We start from the raw sequence: 14,352 nt of genomic DNA, 5'->3' as shown, positions 1-14,352 counted from the left end.
GCACCTTGACCCGGCCCCATTCATCGCAATAAATCTCCTCGCCGGGAGGGCCAACCACCGTGGCGATTTGCGGGCCGTCGATGCACGGTTTTTTACGCAGCTGTGCCTTCCAATCCGAGGTCCAGCGGATGGCGCTGGCTTTCAACGAGTAAGACGTACCAAGGCCGCTGCCGAACGACTCTTCCTGCAAGCTGGTGTGTTGTTTGCCTTCGTGTCTGATGGCGATGGTGCGCCAACGGTCATTGAAGTCTTCACGCGGATGCTCGTTGAGGTCGAACGCCAGCCCGGGTTGCAGGCGCTCATCGTCGCCCTCCAGGTGCGCCAACTTGGCGTCGTTACGCAGCGCGGCCAGGCGCGTTTTGGTGAAGGGCTTGCCGGCAATGTCGCGTTTGTAGCGGCCGGGGTAGTCGTAGCGTTCGTAGTCCTTGTGCTGGTTGTTCAGGTCCTGATCGCCAGTGGCAGTGTGCTGCTGGCTATAGCGCGGGTGGGTGAAGGTGTAGTCGCGCTGCACCTGGCGTGCGGTGCGCACTTGTTCGGTGTAGTGGAAGCGGTTCAGCGCCGGTTCCTTGGAGTCGCCACCGGACATGGGTTGGTAGATCACCGGGCAATCGGTGTGGGTGCCGATGGTGCCGAGGCCGCCGACGCGGTCGGTAAGGATGAGGGTGTGGCCGTCGGCACGGTGTTCGAAGGTGTAGAGCAGGCCTTCTTCGGCGGCGAGGCGGGCGATGAAGTCGAGGTCGGTTTCGCCGGCTTGTACGCAGTATTCGCGAGGTTGGTGCTCGAAGCAGATCTCGCTGCGGATGTCAGTCAGCTTTTGCTCGGCCAGCATGCTGGTGATGATGTCGGGCACGGTCTGGCCCTGGAAGATGCGCCAGTTGGAGCGCAGGTCGAAACGCTTCAGGGTCGGTTCAACTATGGCGGTGTAGCGGGTGCGGCGGAAACCGGTGTCACCTTGCTGGAACAGGCTGACCAAACCGTGGACGTAGCGAACCGGGGTGTCGTCGCGCCAGATGGTGAACACTGCCGCCAGGTCGAGCATGCGGTAGAAGTCGATCGCCGGGTGATGGCTGACAAGTTCCAGTTCCAGTTTGAACGGTTGGGATAGGCCTTCCTGAAGGGTAAATGAGACCACTTCGAAGGGATCGCCCCGTAGCGGTTCGAAGGTGTAACGCAGGTCGCTTTGACGGGGCATGAAACCTCCTTGTGGTGAGTCTGGGTCAGTTGATCAGCCAGCTGGCGTCGCCGTTTTTCAGCACGCCTGTGTGGTCGGTGCTTTCACCGATACGCGCCACGGCTTTGCCGTTAACGGTGACGTTGCGCGTACCAACTATTGAGCCAGTGAACGTTCCGCCGCTGACGCGGCGGAACGGGCAGGCCGGCGGTTAAGCCGGTTTACGCCAGTCATCGGAAGCTTCGGTGCCAGCCACCACATGGCTCCAGCTGACCTTGCGATACGCCAGGCTGGTCTTGATCAACTGGGTGTAGTTGGCGTTTTTGCTGTCCTGGGCGTGGGGCAGCACGGTGTTGATTTTGACGACGGTGGCGTCTTCCAACTTGGTGGTGAAGAAATGCTCCTGCTTGCCATCGCCCGAGGTGCGGAACCACTTGACCTCGACGGTGGGCAGCATTTCGCCGGTGGCCAGGGCCTGGTAGAGCATGGGCGAAGCTTTGCTCAAGGCACTGGTGAAGATCAGAGGTTCGTGCACGCGCTGGCCGGCAGGCTGACCGCTTTGCGGATCGGTGGGAGCGGCAATCTGGTGGTCAATTTCCTGGACGAGGATTTCATCCTCGTGGCCTTCCACAAAGACGTTGCCCACCGAGTCGGCAGTGAATGCGCCCTTGGTGATATGGCCCTGGTTTTTGCCGTGGATGCTGATGTACGCGGGTGTTGGCATGACATGCTCCTTGTCGCGATCAATTGAGTGACCGTTGGGGTCGTGGGTTATGGCCGACACGGCCATGGCTTTGCAGGCACTCGCAATGAGTGCGCTGAAAATCGGTTACAGGTTGAGAATCCGCTCCAGGGAGACCAACACCTCCTGGGTGATGGCGTTCAGGCGCAGGGTGTAGATCGTGTAGGCGGTCACCAAAACGACCGCGGCCAAAGCCCACGGTGTCCACAGCGGCCAGGTGCGCTTGATCCGGTAATTGCGCGGCGCAACGTTTTTGAGCGGGTCGGTCAGGCGTTTGGGCGTCTCGCCGCGCAAGGGGCGCAACAGACCGTGCAGTTGGGTGATGATTTTCTGTATTTCGTCATCACCCTTGGGATGTAAGCCATATTTGCCCTTAAGGCCGGAGACCAGGCACTGGTACATAAACTCCAGCACATGCTGGTACCGGGCCGCTTCGGGGATCATGTTGTTCATGATGGTGAAAAACCGCTCACCGCCTCGGGTTTCCCCGTGGAACTGGCTGAGCAATGAGCGTTCACTCCAACTGGAGAGCTTGCCCCAGGAGGTGGCCATGACGACCTCGTCCAGCAACAGGCACAGGCTGTAGGAGTAGGCCTTGAGCATGCCGTCGTCGTAGTCGAGTTGGCTGACTTCTTCCATGATCGTGGTGATCTGGTTGCTGACGCTGCGGTACAACGCAGGCACGTCGGCATGCTGGTCCAGGCGCCGTATTCGGATTACCAGGCCGATCAAGGGCGTGGCGGCATCGCACAGCGGGTTCCACGCCACACCGCGTATGTCGAATTCAGGGTCTGCAAGCAGCAGTTCGGGTTTTGGTTTCGGCTGCTCTGGTTCGGCAGGTTCCGGCTGGCTTCTGAAGTGCTGTACCAGTTCGTCAAACACTGGAGGGCTGACGTCTAACTCAGGGTTGGAGCCGTTCTTCACATCACTCATCTTTTTCACTCCTGATGGCCCAGAACTGCAACTCCAGTTCCGGGAATTCTCCGGCAATATGGAAGCCAAACCCGCTGCCGCTGCGCAGGCTCTCCCAGGTCGGGTGATGGCGGTCGAGTTCGAAGTAGCTGAAGCCGGCATGGAACGGCAGGTGACGCGGCGCAACCGGTAGCGGCAGCAGCGGAATGCCTGGAAGTTGTAGGCTGACCAATTGCTCCAGGCCTTCGGTGGAGCTGATCTTGATCTGCCTGGGCAGTTGCTGGCGCAGGGTCTCTGCGGGCAGTTCGGCCCGCACCGCGAGTACGAATTCGGCGTTGTCCAGCAGGCGCTTGTCGTTCAATGCGGCAGTGCGCACGCCGTATTGCAGCTCGACGATCGGCAGCGACACCGCCCGCGGTTGCAGCACGGTGCCCAAGGCGCGACGCAGGGTGTGCTCCAGAAGCTGGAAGGACTCGCGCAGGTTGTCGTGTTGGTAGGCCGGGTACTCCTGGGGCAGGTGACCTTCATCGGTAAAGGTCACCAGTTCACCGCAGGCCTGGGCCAGTGCGGTGTACAGCCGCTCCGGGTGAACCTGGCGCTGGCGGGCCAGGTGCTGGAACAACGGGAACAGGCGATTGAGGGTTTGCAGCAAGTTGAAGTCAGTGACATCGGCCACGCCCGACTGCCCCGGCGAGCCAATACGCTGGGCCAGGTTCTGGGCGCGCGCGCGCATCAATCCGGCCACTTCACCCAGGTAGCGGTGCAATGTCGGCACTGCTTGCAGGGACAGGCTGGTGGGATAGAAATGCTCATCCATCACCAAGCTGCCGTCCGGGCGTTTGTCTTTGATTCGGCCCAGGGCGATGCCGGTGAAGGCACTGCGGTCGCTGCGTTCAAGCATCAGTTGCAGGTTAGGCACGGCCAGGTCCATGCCCACCTGATCGCCGTCATCGCTGTGGGTGTCGCGGATGTCCTCGCGACGGGCGATGTAGCGGCTGTTGCCGTAATGGTCGGGCCAGCGCACTTCGAGGGCGCCGTTGGAACGCAGCGGCAGCACCAGATAGACGATCTGGTTGACGGCACTGCTGTCGGCGATCTCCAAAGGGGCGGGCGGTGCCAGATCATGCGGAATGTCGAAGACACTGCCATCGGGCATGATCCCGCGCGCGTGGGTAATCGCGACCTTGCCGAAGCCCAGGTATTCGGTGTTCAACGCCAGTTCGCTGAAACCGTAAAGGGCGTCGTTCAGGCTGTGCACGCGCTGATGCATGGCGGCCTCGGCGGCGCGGGCCTGCTGCTGGAAGTGCTGGGGTTTGACGAACAAACCTTCATGCCAGATAACGGGGTTGCGTGAACTCATCGGTAATTACTCTGCGCAAAAGTAGCTGGAAAAGATGTCATCGGGTTTCTCCCTTGAGGCTGACCTGGGTGGCGTCCAACTGCACCAGCACGGCGTATTGCCGGCCCTTGGGTTCAACCCGAAGATGCTGTTTCCACTGGCCGACATCGCTGCTGTGGTAGTCGGCGATCACCGCGATAAAACGGGTGTCCTCATCCAGGGCGCGCAGGTCGACGAACTTGAATTGGCCGGGCTGGAGCAGGTAGTCGTCGGCGCGGATGTAGGTGCTGCCCAAGGTCTTTTTCATGTCTTCAGCCATGGCCTGGGGGCTGGCGTTGACCAGCAGCGAGTCGTCGGTCAGCTGCAAGACCTTGAAGGCGATTGGCGTGGCGACATGCTGCAATGTCGGGTTGCCCCAAGGCGTGGTCAGGCTGACCCCTTGGGCGTCGTATTGGCCCAACAGCGTGTCTTCGAGGGGTGACATGGGCTCCGCCGGTTCGGGTTTCACGGTCAGCGGCGACTGAGCCGGCACGTTTTCGTACAAGTGGTTGAGCAGGGTTTGCACTTTGTCGGTCAGTGCTTGGGGGCTGCTTGCCTGAACGTTGAGGGCGTAGGGCGCGCGGCTCGCGTCTTCAACCGGTGCGGTGCCGGTGCTGATCAGGCGTGGATTGACGTGGTCGCTGGCGTGCAGGCTCAGGGAGTAGCGGCTGGGCTGGTCGTCTGGGCCACCGACTGGGATCGACGGGTTCCAGATCACTTGGCCGACTTTGCCGAGCAGGGTGCAGCCGCCTAGGGTCAGGCATGCCAATAACAGAGTGCCCAGGCGCAAGTTGCTGAACAGCGTGCTGGAGCGTTTAGGAATCATCGGAGGTACTTCGGGCGGCTGCTTTGAGAGCGGCGCAGCCTGCAGTGCTCGCAGCGGATCACCTTGTTCCGCCAAGTTCACCGGTTGGCAAAGGCGTTCGAACTCCGGGCACGTGGCAGGTCGCGGATCGGGCAGTGGCAGGGCTGGTAAATCCTCCCAGTGCCAGGCTTTAAGGCCTTCCGGCTGGCCGGTGAACAGCTCATCGAGCGAGCGGGGTGCGTGCTCACCCAATTGCACCGCGACCCGATACGCCCCAATCTGTAAAAGGTCGCCCTCGTTGAGGCTCACCGCCACATTGCGACCCAATGGCAAGTCATGGCCATTGGCGTAGGTGCTGCCACTGAGGTCGATCACGCAGAAACGTCCCTCGACAACCCGGATTTCGCAGTGGTTGGGCCGCACGCTGTTGTGGCGATCCTCCAGGCGCCAGTCAGCCGCCGCACTGCCGATGCTGCCACCCTGTGGGCCGAACCGATGAAGGGGCAAATACCCGTGCAGCAACTGCGCGGGATTGCTGATAACCAGGGTCAGCTTCATGCGCGCCCCCGGATCCGCACCACGGCGGGATGACGTTGTTCCTGGTCCTCGATAAAGCTGGTCCAACCCAGATGGCTGCCGCTGTCGCGTTGCAGGTTGAAGGGCGGCACGTCTTCTTCGCGTAGCCCCAGTTCCAGGTCATAGGCGGTGACATCGCGCAGCAAGAAGTCCATCAACTGGCGCAACCGCCCGAACTGATCACCGCTGGGCAGAAATTGGCGAAACCGCGCCTGGGTCAGGCCGGGAATTACCAGGGTGAATTTGCTGGCGCGGGTCTTGCTGCGGTCTCCCACCACAAAATCGCTGCCCAGCGTGCCGTTGGCCTTACCTAGCGAATGGCGCTGGCGCTGCGGCAAACTCACCGAGCGCGCCTCGAATTCTCGGATGTACACGCCGTGCAGGTCGAAGCAATGTTCGACAATACCGGACACCACCGAAGGCGAACGGCTGCGGCTGGCGATCAGGCCGGCAAAGCTCAGCAGGCGCCCCCAAGGTAACGGCGTGGCCCCGCGCAGGTCGTTATCGTTCAGGCCGATCAGGGAAAAGATATAACGCGAAAACCGGTCGCTACCCTCGGCCTGAAAACGGATGTAATAGCGGTATTTACGCCAGCTATGGTGCAAAAGGGTTAGCAGGCGATGATTGAAAAAGTCCATGAACGCCGGACGTATGCCACGCTCCTGTGCCTGCTCGTAGGCCAGGCGGTCCAGGTAATAACCGGGCAGCGGCGAGTCTGTGCCGTGCAGGCCAAAGAAGGTTGTCTGCAAGCGATAGCGCACTTCTTCGCGATCCCCAAGCCGTGCCGCCTCGACCACGTCGGAAGCTGGAAAGCCCAGCCCCGCGTGACTTTGCAGGCGCACACGACGGCGCGCCGCCATACTCAAGGGCTGCGCTTCCAGGTCATCGCCATGCAAAGCGTGCAGATGCTCCAGCAGACGATGAAACGAATAGTTTCGCGCGTCGGCCAGCAGCAGGTCGGCTAGATCACGGGTTGTCTGCCGGTCAACAGTGGCCATTCGTAGCACTCGTTGTTAGTGGAGTTGATGACTTCCAGGCGATGGAAGGAATTGATGCTCGCGTAGAGGGCGAAGAAGTGCGAAAGCACACTGGCGAACAGGAACAACTCGCCCTCGCAAAGGAATGCGTTTTGGTCCAGTTGCAAGCGGGTTTGCAAGCCGCGCACCGGCTGGCCTTTCATCAGCCAGTCGATGGGCGTGGTCACTGCCTTGTGGATGCCATTTAGGCGTTTGCGCGTAGCGCGGGCCTGTTGCAGGTCGTGCAAGGCGGCGAAGTCATAGGCACGAATCACTGCCTTGAGCGGCTCGGCCGATAGCAGCGACAGGTAGTTCAGCGACAGGTTTGAAATCAGCGTCCAGTGCAGGCTGCTGTCCAGTACGGGCCGGTAGCTTCGAGTCGGTGCAATCAAGTTGGTGTAGGTGGCGAACGAAGGCGTGACCTCGGTAGACAGCGACACATCTCCAACGCCCAGCAACTGCGGTAAATCGCGGTTGCTGCACGTCAACTCAATGGACGCCGCTTCATGCTCGCCGATGTACAAGCTCTCATCGCCACGAACGAAAGCGATGCGATGCTGCAGGCCTTCACGGCCATGCGACTCCTCGATATGCGTGCGAAAGTACAGCGCAGTTCGACCCCGTGCGTGCTCGATCTCATGCTGGAACGATTCGAACGGGGTAAACCTGCGCAGCGGATCACCCTTGCGCTCCTTATCGGCGGCATCCCAACCGGCCACCTTGTCGACACTGAAAATCTCGTAAGCCTCAGGCTGACTGCCGCTGGGGCTGATACGCCGCTCCAGGCTGCGCCCGTCCAGAGCGATAGGGTTGGCATCGTGGCGGAACAGGTTGACGGCAGGCGCGCAGTACAGGTGCAGGTCGCAGGTACGCAGGCGGATATCGGGCGGCATGGGCCGGGTGAACTGAAATTCAAAACGCAGGGTGGTGGCGGTGACATCCGGCCAAACGTGAGCCAAACGGGTCAGGCTGAAAAAATGGAACCGCTGCGGGAACACAAAGTATTCCTGCAGGATCCGGTAGCCATCGAACACATTGCGCGGGTAGGGCAGCAGTGCCTCGTCGGCGGTGAAACCGGGAAAGCCGATATCCTTGGCCGACAGACGATGACCTTCGCCATTGATGTGCAGCGTAACGCTGTCCAGATAGTGCGCGAGCCAGAGGTACAAGGTCAGCGCGGTGGCGTTATCGCCGCCAAGGTGAAAATCCAATTGGTCGCAGGCCATGCTGGTCAGCGGTTGCCCGGTCAACACCTTGAGGTCGATACGCATCACCGAAGCCTCACGGCTGTGGGCGTCGCTGACTTCCTGCAAGGCCAGCGGGTACAGGCTGACATCGGTGCAGGTGCGAAACTGGCAGGACGTGCCATTCACCGGCTTGGCAAACAGTGGCGTGCCCTTGGGAATTACCTGGCGCTGGCTGATTGCATCGGGCAACGGCGTAAAGCGGATGATGGTCGCGCTGGGCAGGGGGCGCAGGTAGTTGGGCCAGAGCATCTGCAACAGCGGATGAGTCAGCTCCGGCAAATCGTCATCAATCTTCAGCCCCAGCTTGGCGGTGAGGAAGGCAAAGCCCTCCAGCAGCCGCTCTACGTCGGGGTCACCCGCCTGATCACCGAGAAACTGCGCCAGTTGCGGGTTGTCCTCGGCAAACTCGCGGCCGAGTTCGCGCAGGTAGCGCAATTCCTCGGCAAAGCGTTGTTTCAAGTCCATCGCATCCTCATCTCACGCGGGTGTAGCCGTCGCGGCCATGCATGGCCACTTCGATCTGCACCTGTTCGTCCTTGTGGTTGACCTGCACCTGGCAATCCAGGCGAAAATTCAGCTCCAGCGGCAGGTCCGGGTCGGGCTGATAGCGCACGCCGGTCACCGTAATGCGCGGTTCAAACGCCTCCACCGAACGCCGGATATCGGCGCTGATGGCGACCACCAGATCACTGCTGGCCTGGGTGACCCCGTTGAAGTCGCGCAGGCCCAGTTCAGGGCTGCTTTGTGAGCAGCCCTGGCGTGAGTTGAGCACGTGTTCCAAGTGGCGCTTGATCGCCTCAATACGCTGGCCCGCCTGTTCATCCGCACTGCCTGGGCGGTAGCGCGGCGCATCGGGTTCCAAGCGTTCGAACAGGCTGGCGCCGGCCACTTATTGGGTGTCCAGCCGGCCCACCAGCGAGATCTCGAAGTTGGCGCCCATGTACTTGAAGTGCGGGCGAACTGCCAACGACACCTGGTACCAGCCCGGATCGCCGGCCACGTCCTGTACGACGATTTGCGCGGCGCGCAATGGACGACGACTACGCACGTCAGAGGAAGGGTTTTCCTGGTCGGCGATGTACTGCTTGAGCCAAGTGTTCAACTCACGCTCCAAGTCCTGGCGTTCTTTCCAGCTGCCAATCTGCTCGCGTTGCAGCACCTTGATGTAGTGCGCCAGTCGATTGACGATGAACAGGTACGGCAGTTGGGTGCCGAGCTTGTAGTTGGTCTGCGCCTCTTGACCTTCGCGGGTCTTGGGGAAGTTCTTGGGCTTTTGTAGCGAGTTGGCTGAGAAGAACGCCGCGTTGTCGCTGTCCTTGCGCATGGTCAGCGGGATGAAGCCTGCTTCGGCCAGTTCGAATTCCTTGCGGTCGGAGATCAGCACTTCAGTGGGGATCTTGGCCTGCAATTGGCCGAGGGATTCGTACAAGTGCACCGGCAGATCGTCGACCGCGCCGCCGGATTGCGGGCCGATGATGTTCGGGCACCAGCGGTAGCGGGCGAAGCTGTCGGTAATGCGCGAAGCCATCAGGAACGCGGTGTTGCCCCACAGATAATTGTCATGGTTGCCATCGACGGTTTCGTTGTAGCCGAAACTGCGAGTCGGGTTGTCTTCGGTGCTGTACGGCGTGCGTAGCAGGAAGCGCGGCAGAGTCAGGGCCAGATGGCGGGCGTCTTCGGACTCACGCAGCCCGCGCCATTTGGTATGGCGTGGGCCGTCAAAAATGTCGCTGATCTCCTTGAGATCGGGCAGCCCTTGGAACCCCTCCAGGTTGAACAGCTCAGGCCCTGCCGCAGAGACAAACGGTGCATGGGACATGGCGCCCACCGAGGCCACATAGCTCAGTAACTTGATGTCCGGCGAACCCGGTCCAAACGTGTAGTTGCCAACAATGGCGCCCACCGGCTCGCCACCAAACTGGCCGTAGCCCGCGGTGTAGACGTGCTTGTACAGGCCGCTGCGGGTGATGTCGCCGGCATTGTCGAAGTCGTCCAGCAGTTCCTCTTTGGTGACGTGCAGCATCTCCAGCTTGATGTTCTCGCGAAAGTCCGTGCGGTCCACCAGCAACTTCAGGCCACGCCACGCAGACTCCAGTTGCTGGAACTGGGGCTGGTGCAAGATCACGTCCATCTGCTTGCCCAACGCCCGGTCGATTTCGGCAATCATTTGATCGACCCGGTATTTGTTGATCGGCTGCTGGTGATCGCCGCTTTGCAGGATTTCGCTGATGAACGCAGCCACGCCTTGGCGGGCAACGGCATAGCCTTCCTGGGAAGGGCGGATGGTGGTGTTGGCCAGCAGTTGGTCCAGCAGCGACGTTTGTTCGTCAGCCACCAGTACCTGGGCGGCGGCGCTTTCCATAGGCATGGGGAGTACTCCGTTGAGAAGGGCGTTCAAGTCAGTTGTTGGGCGCGTCGAGAACCAGGTTCAGTTCGCTGGCCAAACGTAGGCGTGCGGTTTCATCGGTCAACAGGTTCTGCAGGTGTTTGCGAAAGGCCGGGACATTGCCCATTGGGCCTTTGAGCGCAACTAAGGCTTCGCGCAGTTCCAATAACTTATTTAACTCAGGCACTTGGCGGATAACGGCGTCAGGGCCGAAGTCGTTGATGCTCTTGAATTGAAGCTGAACGTTCAGGTCGGTGTCGATGTCGTTGTTAAGAACGGACGGAACTGCCATCTCCAAGGTAACTTCGGCCTTGGTCAGTACTTCATTGAATGTGTCTTTGTCGATGCGAATGGCTTGCCGATCTTCAATGGCGATTAGTTCGCCGTGGCCTTTGAAGTCGCCTGTAACCAATAGCATCAGGGGAAGCTCTACTTCGGCTTGTTGGTCTCCTGTGGCGGGCACGTATTTGATGTTGACGCGCTCTTTGGGCGCGACAGAACCTTGGGTTTTCGACATGGGAAGAGTCCTTTTCGTAAAGTCGGCGTATTAGAACCAGCTGCTGCAAGGTTTGTCTTGTAGGACGGCGTGGACGCGATTCGTGGTCTTTGGATGTAGGAAATAGCGTCGCGATGAGTGCGGTTAATTTTCCTACGCTTATTGTGGATGCATCTGAAAGAGGTCTCTTTTTATTCGGGGTGTAGCAGTGTATTGATCGTCTTTTACTTGCCTATTCCTTGAGCTCAGGTGACGCTTTGCAAGTTAATTAATTTAACTTTCGGCCTAAGCAACAGTAGTTCGAAAGTCGAAAAATGTCCGGTTCGGATTTAGGCGAGACATATTCAGGAGGCGTTAATGCGCAACGGATGGCGAGAATGGAAAGGGGGGCTCTGCCTGGCGGTTATGGCCGTAATGGACACGCAGGCGGCAACACAAGATTGCCCTTCCATCGTCTCGCCCCTGAAGCGCTTGGAGTGTTTTGATCTGGCCGCTGGTACACCCATCCATCACCCCCCAGCTGCACCGCGCGCCCTTGGCCAGGTGCTGCCGATTGTCGATCTGGTGCAGCGCAATGAAGCCAAGCGTCCACCCGAGGACCAGCGTTTCCTGTTGTCGTCATTCCCCGAATCGGACAACGACCAGCAACCCCGCCTGGTGATCTCGGCCCCGGCCCTGGGGGCGTTGCCGCCACGGCCTTACTTGGCTGTCAGTTGTGAATCGAAAATCTCGCGCCTGCAGCTGGTGCTGGATGAACCGGCCAAGCCGAACAAGATTCGCATCCAGCTGTTCAAGGACGAGCGCCCGGTTTCCGAAGCCTATCAGTGGCAGGTGCTGGACGATGCCGGCCTGGTGGTTGACGCCGGACGCGGGCTGCAGGCCATTGCCTTGTTGCGCAATATGGGCGGTGGTCAGCGCCTGCGCATTGAGAGTGACTATCCCCGGCTGCACGGCTTGGTATTTGACGCCGAAGGGCTGGGCGAGTTGATTGAGCAGGAGCGCCAAGTATGTCGCTGGTAATTGACGTTCCAGCGCACGCGGTCAAGCTGCTGCTGACCCCCATTGACCCTGCGCAACCTGCAGGCCATTTCGATGTCGAGGACGAAACCTACCAGGCTATCGACCAGGAAATGGTCAAGCTCGGCGGCCTGCGTGAAGGCGACATCGACTGGCCCTATATCGACGAAGCTTCCCGTCAATACTTGGCGATTCAGTGCAAGCACTGGCGCATCCTCGCTCATCTGCAGGTGGTGTGGCTGCGCACCCGGCAATGGGCACGTTGGGCCGATGCGCTGGGGCTATTGGCCGGTATGGTCGAACTGTATTGGGACAGTGCCCACCCCAAGCCCGGCCCCACCGGCTACCTGAACAAACGCAAGCAAGTACAACGCATGCTGGGCGATCTTGCTCAGGCATTGCCAACCCTGGAGCGCAGCAGTTTTGAACCGGCCTATCAAGCGGCGGCGGAGCTGGCCCTGGCCAATCTGCAACGGTGTGCCGAACCCGCCAAACTCGACCCCGCACCGTTGGAAACCCTGCAACGCCAGTTGGTCAAATACAGCGAGCCGGTCGCTGCTGCAGAGCCCGTCCGTTCGGCCACTCCCGGCAGCATTCTGGCGTCAGCTTTTTTCACCAGTCCCAAGCCGCAAGCGCCGAGTAATGAGCGCGAACAACGCCGTGCCGTGTTGAGCATGGCCGAGCAGATCAACCTGCAAGACCCCTACGACCCCACCGGCTACCAACTGCGACGCTTCGGCCTGTGGTCGCACCTGCGCACTGCGCCTCTCATCACCCGCGACCGGCGCACTGAATTGACCGCCGTACCCAAGGATATCGTCGACGGCTATCAGGATGCGCTGAACCACAATGCCCTGGACCCGAACCTGCTGCTGCGCCTCGAAAAAAGCGTCTGCGCCTCGCCATATTGGCTGCGCGGCAGCTATTTAACGGCCAGCGTCGCCTCGCGTCTGGCGATGGAGGAAGTGGCCTCAGCCATCCGCCAGACCTGCGAGCGGTTCGTCTGCCGCCTGCCCGCGTTGCTGGAGCTGTGTTTCAGCGACGGCACGCCGTTCGTTGATGCTCAAACCCAGGCGTGGATCACCGGCGCTGATCAAGCGCAAACCACCGGCAGCCCGGTGCAGGAATACGCCGGCCTGCGCGACGAATTGGCCACCCAGCTCAATACCGAAGGCGTTGAAGTGGTGCTGCTGCGCCTGCAGGACCTGCACGCCACCCATGACGCCCCGCGCCAGCGCAGCTACGCCACGGTGATAGCCGCCGACCTGCTGGCATCGCGCGGCCTGTCGTGGTTGGCGGACGATTTGTACGCCAACGTTGCACGGCTGATGCGCGATACCACGGCGCAGGGCTGGGAGCCGGAACTGTATCGGACGGTGACGACCTTCATTAGTGACGTCAAGGAATAGCCCACATGCCCCGTCAAAGCGACCTGCGTTACACCTTCGAACCGCTGCGTGGCGATCCCTTCGAAGTGGTCTCATTTACCCTTGAAGAGGGCTTGTCCGAGCCGTTCAAACTGGAACTCGAACTCGTCAGCCATCACCCGGCGATCGACTTCTACCGCATGCTCGACCTGTCGGCAGTGTTCACCATCTGGCGCGACGACACCCCGGTACGCTACGTCCACGGCCTGGTCAGCCTGTTCCAACAAGGCGACACCGGCTTTCGACGCACTCGCTACACCGCCATAGTTGAACCGACCCTGAAACGTTTCGACCTGCGCTCCAACTGGCGCATCTTCCAGGGCCAAACCGTGCCCGACATCATCACCAGCATGCTGGCCGAGCAAAAGCTGACCGACATCCGCAGCGAAATCTGCTTCGAGCACCAACCCCGCGAATACTGCGTACAGGCCGGCGAAACCGACCTCGACTTCATCGCCCGCCTCGCCGCCGAAGAAGGCCTGCTCTACACCTTCGAACACCGCGCCGACGGCCACACCCTCATCCTCACCGACCGCGTCGGCGGCCTCGGCACCATTGGCACCCACACCGATTGCCCGGTGATCTACCAACCCATGGGTGGTGGCGACTCCAAGGAACCTGCGCTAAACCGCTTCCACTACACCGAACAAGTGCGCACCGCCGTGCAGGTGCAGCGCGACTACACCTTCACCCACCCGCGCTACAACCAGCAGCACACTGCCACTGGCGATCAGGACCTGAACAACCAGCACAAAGACTACGAACGCTACGACTACCCCGGCCGCTACAAGCGCGACATTGCCGGCAAACCCTTCACCAAAACGCGCCTGGCCGCGCTGCGCAACGACGCCAAGTTGGCACACCTGGAAGGCGACGATGAACGCCTGCAGCCGGGGCTGGCGTTCGACCTCAACGAGCATCCGCGTGAAGACTTCAACGATCGCTGGCGCACCATTGCCATCAGACACGAAGGCAAACAGCACACCAGCTTGCAGGAAGAGTCGTTCGGCAGTGGCCTTGGTACGTCTTACTCGTTGAAAGCCAGCGCGATTCGCTGGACCTCGGATTGGAAGGCACAGCTGCGTAAAAAACCGTGCATCGACGGCCCGCAAATCGCCACGGTGGTTGGCCCTCCCGGCGAGGAGATTTATTGCGATGAATGGGGCCGGGTCAAGGTGC

General features: G+C 60.6%; 13 protein-coding genes. 3 read left to right on the top strand and 10 right to left on the bottom strand.

Translation table 11 applies throughout. From position 1 onward, the window contains the following. The 10 genes from tssI (CFE47_RS30280) to tssB form a co-directional block, all read right to left on the bottom strand. Positions 1 to 1,192, bottom strand: a 1,192-nt coding sequence (gene tssI / locus CFE47_RS30280; RefSeq protein WP_286842749.1) for a type VI secretion system tip protein TssI/VgrG, incomplete at its 3' end; no start/stop codon positions are given. A 190-nt stretch (positions 1,193 to 1,382) separates the two neighbouring features. Further along, the gene (locus CFE47_RS30275) at positions 1,383 to 1,895 is read right to left on the bottom strand and encodes an Hcp family type VI secretion system effector (protein ID WP_286842746.1); all 513 of its coding nucleotides are present in this window, start codon (positions 1,893 to 1,895) and stop codon (positions 1,383 to 1,385) included. Between the two features lie 105 nt (positions 1,896 to 2,000). Beyond that, positions 2,001 to 2,846, bottom strand: a complete 846-nt coding sequence (gene icmH / locus CFE47_RS30270; protein WP_286842743.1) for a type IVB secretion system protein IcmH/DotU — start codon at positions 2,844 to 2,846, stop codon at positions 2,001 to 2,003. Further along, positions 2,839 to 4,185, bottom strand: coding sequence for a type VI secretion system baseplate subunit TssK (gene tssK / locus CFE47_RS30265; protein ID WP_286842739.1), 1,347 nt, complete (start codon positions 4,183 to 4,185; stop codon positions 2,839 to 2,841). The genes icmH and tssK overlap by 8 nt, the downstream gene beginning before the upstream one ends. A gap of 37 nt (positions 4,186 to 4,222) precedes the next feature. After that, on the bottom strand, positions 4,223 to 5,566 hold the full coding sequence (gene tssJ / locus CFE47_RS30260; RefSeq protein ID WP_286842737.1) for a type VI secretion system lipoprotein TssJ: 1,344 nt from the start codon (positions 5,564 to 5,566) through the stop codon (positions 4,223 to 4,225). Then, complete coding sequence (tssG, locus tag CFE47_RS30255; protein WP_286842735.1) at positions 5,563 to 6,582, bottom strand: type VI secretion system baseplate subunit TssG; 1,020 nt, start codon at positions 6,580 to 6,582, stop codon at positions 5,563 to 5,565. The genes tssJ and tssG overlap by 4 nt, the downstream gene beginning before the upstream one ends. Continuing rightward, on the bottom strand, positions 6,546 to 8,312 hold the full coding sequence (gene tssF / locus CFE47_RS30250) for a type VI secretion system baseplate subunit TssF (RefSeq protein WP_286842733.1): 1,767 nt from the start codon (positions 8,310 to 8,312) through the stop codon (positions 6,546 to 6,548). Before tssF ends, tssG begins: the two co-directional genes overlap by 37 nt. 7 nt (positions 8,313 to 8,319) lie before the next feature. Beyond that, complete coding sequence (tssE, locus tag CFE47_RS30245; protein WP_286842731.1) at positions 8,320 to 8,736, bottom strand: type VI secretion system baseplate subunit TssE; 417 nt, start codon at positions 8,734 to 8,736, stop codon at positions 8,320 to 8,322. After that, positions 8,737 to 10,209 (bottom strand): type VI secretion system contractile sheath large subunit, encoded by a 1,473-nt coding sequence (gene tssC, locus CFE47_RS30240; protein ID WP_286842751.1) that lies wholly within the window; start codon positions 10,207 to 10,209, stop codon positions 8,737 to 8,739. Positions 10,210 to 10,246: 37 nt separating this feature from the next. Then, positions 10,247 to 10,750 carry a type VI secretion system contractile sheath small subunit gene (gene tssB / locus CFE47_RS30235; protein WP_286842729.1) on the bottom strand — a complete coding sequence of 168 codons (504 nt, stop codon included), beginning with the start codon at positions 10,748 to 10,750 and terminating at the stop codon, positions 10,247 to 10,249. 336 nt (positions 10,751 to 11,086) lie between these two features. Here tssB and vasI point away from each other — a divergent pair, with 336 nt between their 5' ends. The 3 genes from vasI to tssI (CFE47_RS30220) form a co-directional block, all read left to right on the top strand. Beyond that, positions 11,087 to 11,749 (top strand): type VI secretion system-associated protein VasI, encoded by a 663-nt coding sequence (gene vasI / locus CFE47_RS30230; RefSeq protein ID WP_286842726.1) that lies wholly within the window; start codon positions 11,087 to 11,089, stop codon positions 11,747 to 11,749. Then, a complete protein-coding gene (gene tssA, locus CFE47_RS30225) occupies positions 11,737 to 13,155 on the top strand; it encodes a type VI secretion system protein TssA (protein WP_286842724.1) in 1,419 nt (472 codons plus the stop codon). Before vasI ends, tssA begins: the two co-directional genes overlap by 13 nt. 5 nt (positions 13,156 to 13,160) lie before the next feature. Beyond that, on the top strand, positions 13,161 to 14,352 hold a 1,192-nt coding region (gene tssI / locus CFE47_RS30220; protein ID WP_286842722.1), incomplete at its 3' end, for a type VI secretion system tip protein TssI/VgrG.

Origin of the sequence: Pseudomonas sp. PGPPP1, from assembly GCF_002255865.1 — a bacterium.
Lineage (GTDB): Bacteria > Pseudomonadota > Gammaproteobacteria > Pseudomonadales > Pseudomonadaceae > Aquipseudomonas > Aquipseudomonas cremoris.
This window is presented reverse-complemented; position numbering and strand designations above follow the sequence as displayed.

Coding starts and splice junctions, on each gene's coding strand:
- tssJ (WP_286842737.1), bottom strand. CDS start 5,566: ATGAAGCTGACCCTGGTTATCAGCAATCCCGCGCAGTTGCTGCACGGG.
- tssK (WP_286842739.1), bottom strand. CDS start 4,185: ATGAGTTCACGCAACCCCGTTATCTGGCATGAAGGTTTGTTCGTCAAA.
- tssC (WP_286842751.1), bottom strand. CDS start 10,209: ATGGAAAGCGCCGCCGCCCAGGTACTGGTGGCTGACGAACAAACGTCG.
- CFE47_RS30275 (WP_286842746.1), bottom strand. CDS start 1,895: ATGCCAACACCCGCGTACATCAGCATCCACGGCAAAAACCAGGGCCAT.
- tssG (WP_286842735.1), bottom strand. CDS start 6,582: ATGGCCACTGTTGACCGGCAGACAACCCGTGATCTAGCCGACCTGCTG.
- tssF (WP_286842733.1), bottom strand. CDS start 8,312: ATGGACTTGAAACAACGCTTTGCCGAGGAATTGCGCTACCTGCGCGAA.
- tssA (WP_286842724.1), top strand. CDS start 11,737: ATGTCGCTGGTAATTGACGTTCCAGCGCACGCGGTCAAGCTGCTGCTG.
- vasI (WP_286842726.1), top strand. CDS start 11,087: ATGCGCAACGGATGGCGAGAATGGAAAGGGGGGCTCTGCCTGGCGGTT.
- tssB (WP_286842729.1), bottom strand. CDS start 10,750: ATGTCGAAAACCCAAGGTTCTGTCGCGCCCAAAGAGCGCGTCAACATC.
- icmH (WP_286842743.1), bottom strand. CDS start 2,846: ATGAGTGATGTGAAGAACGGCTCCAACCCTGAGTTAGACGTCAGCCCT.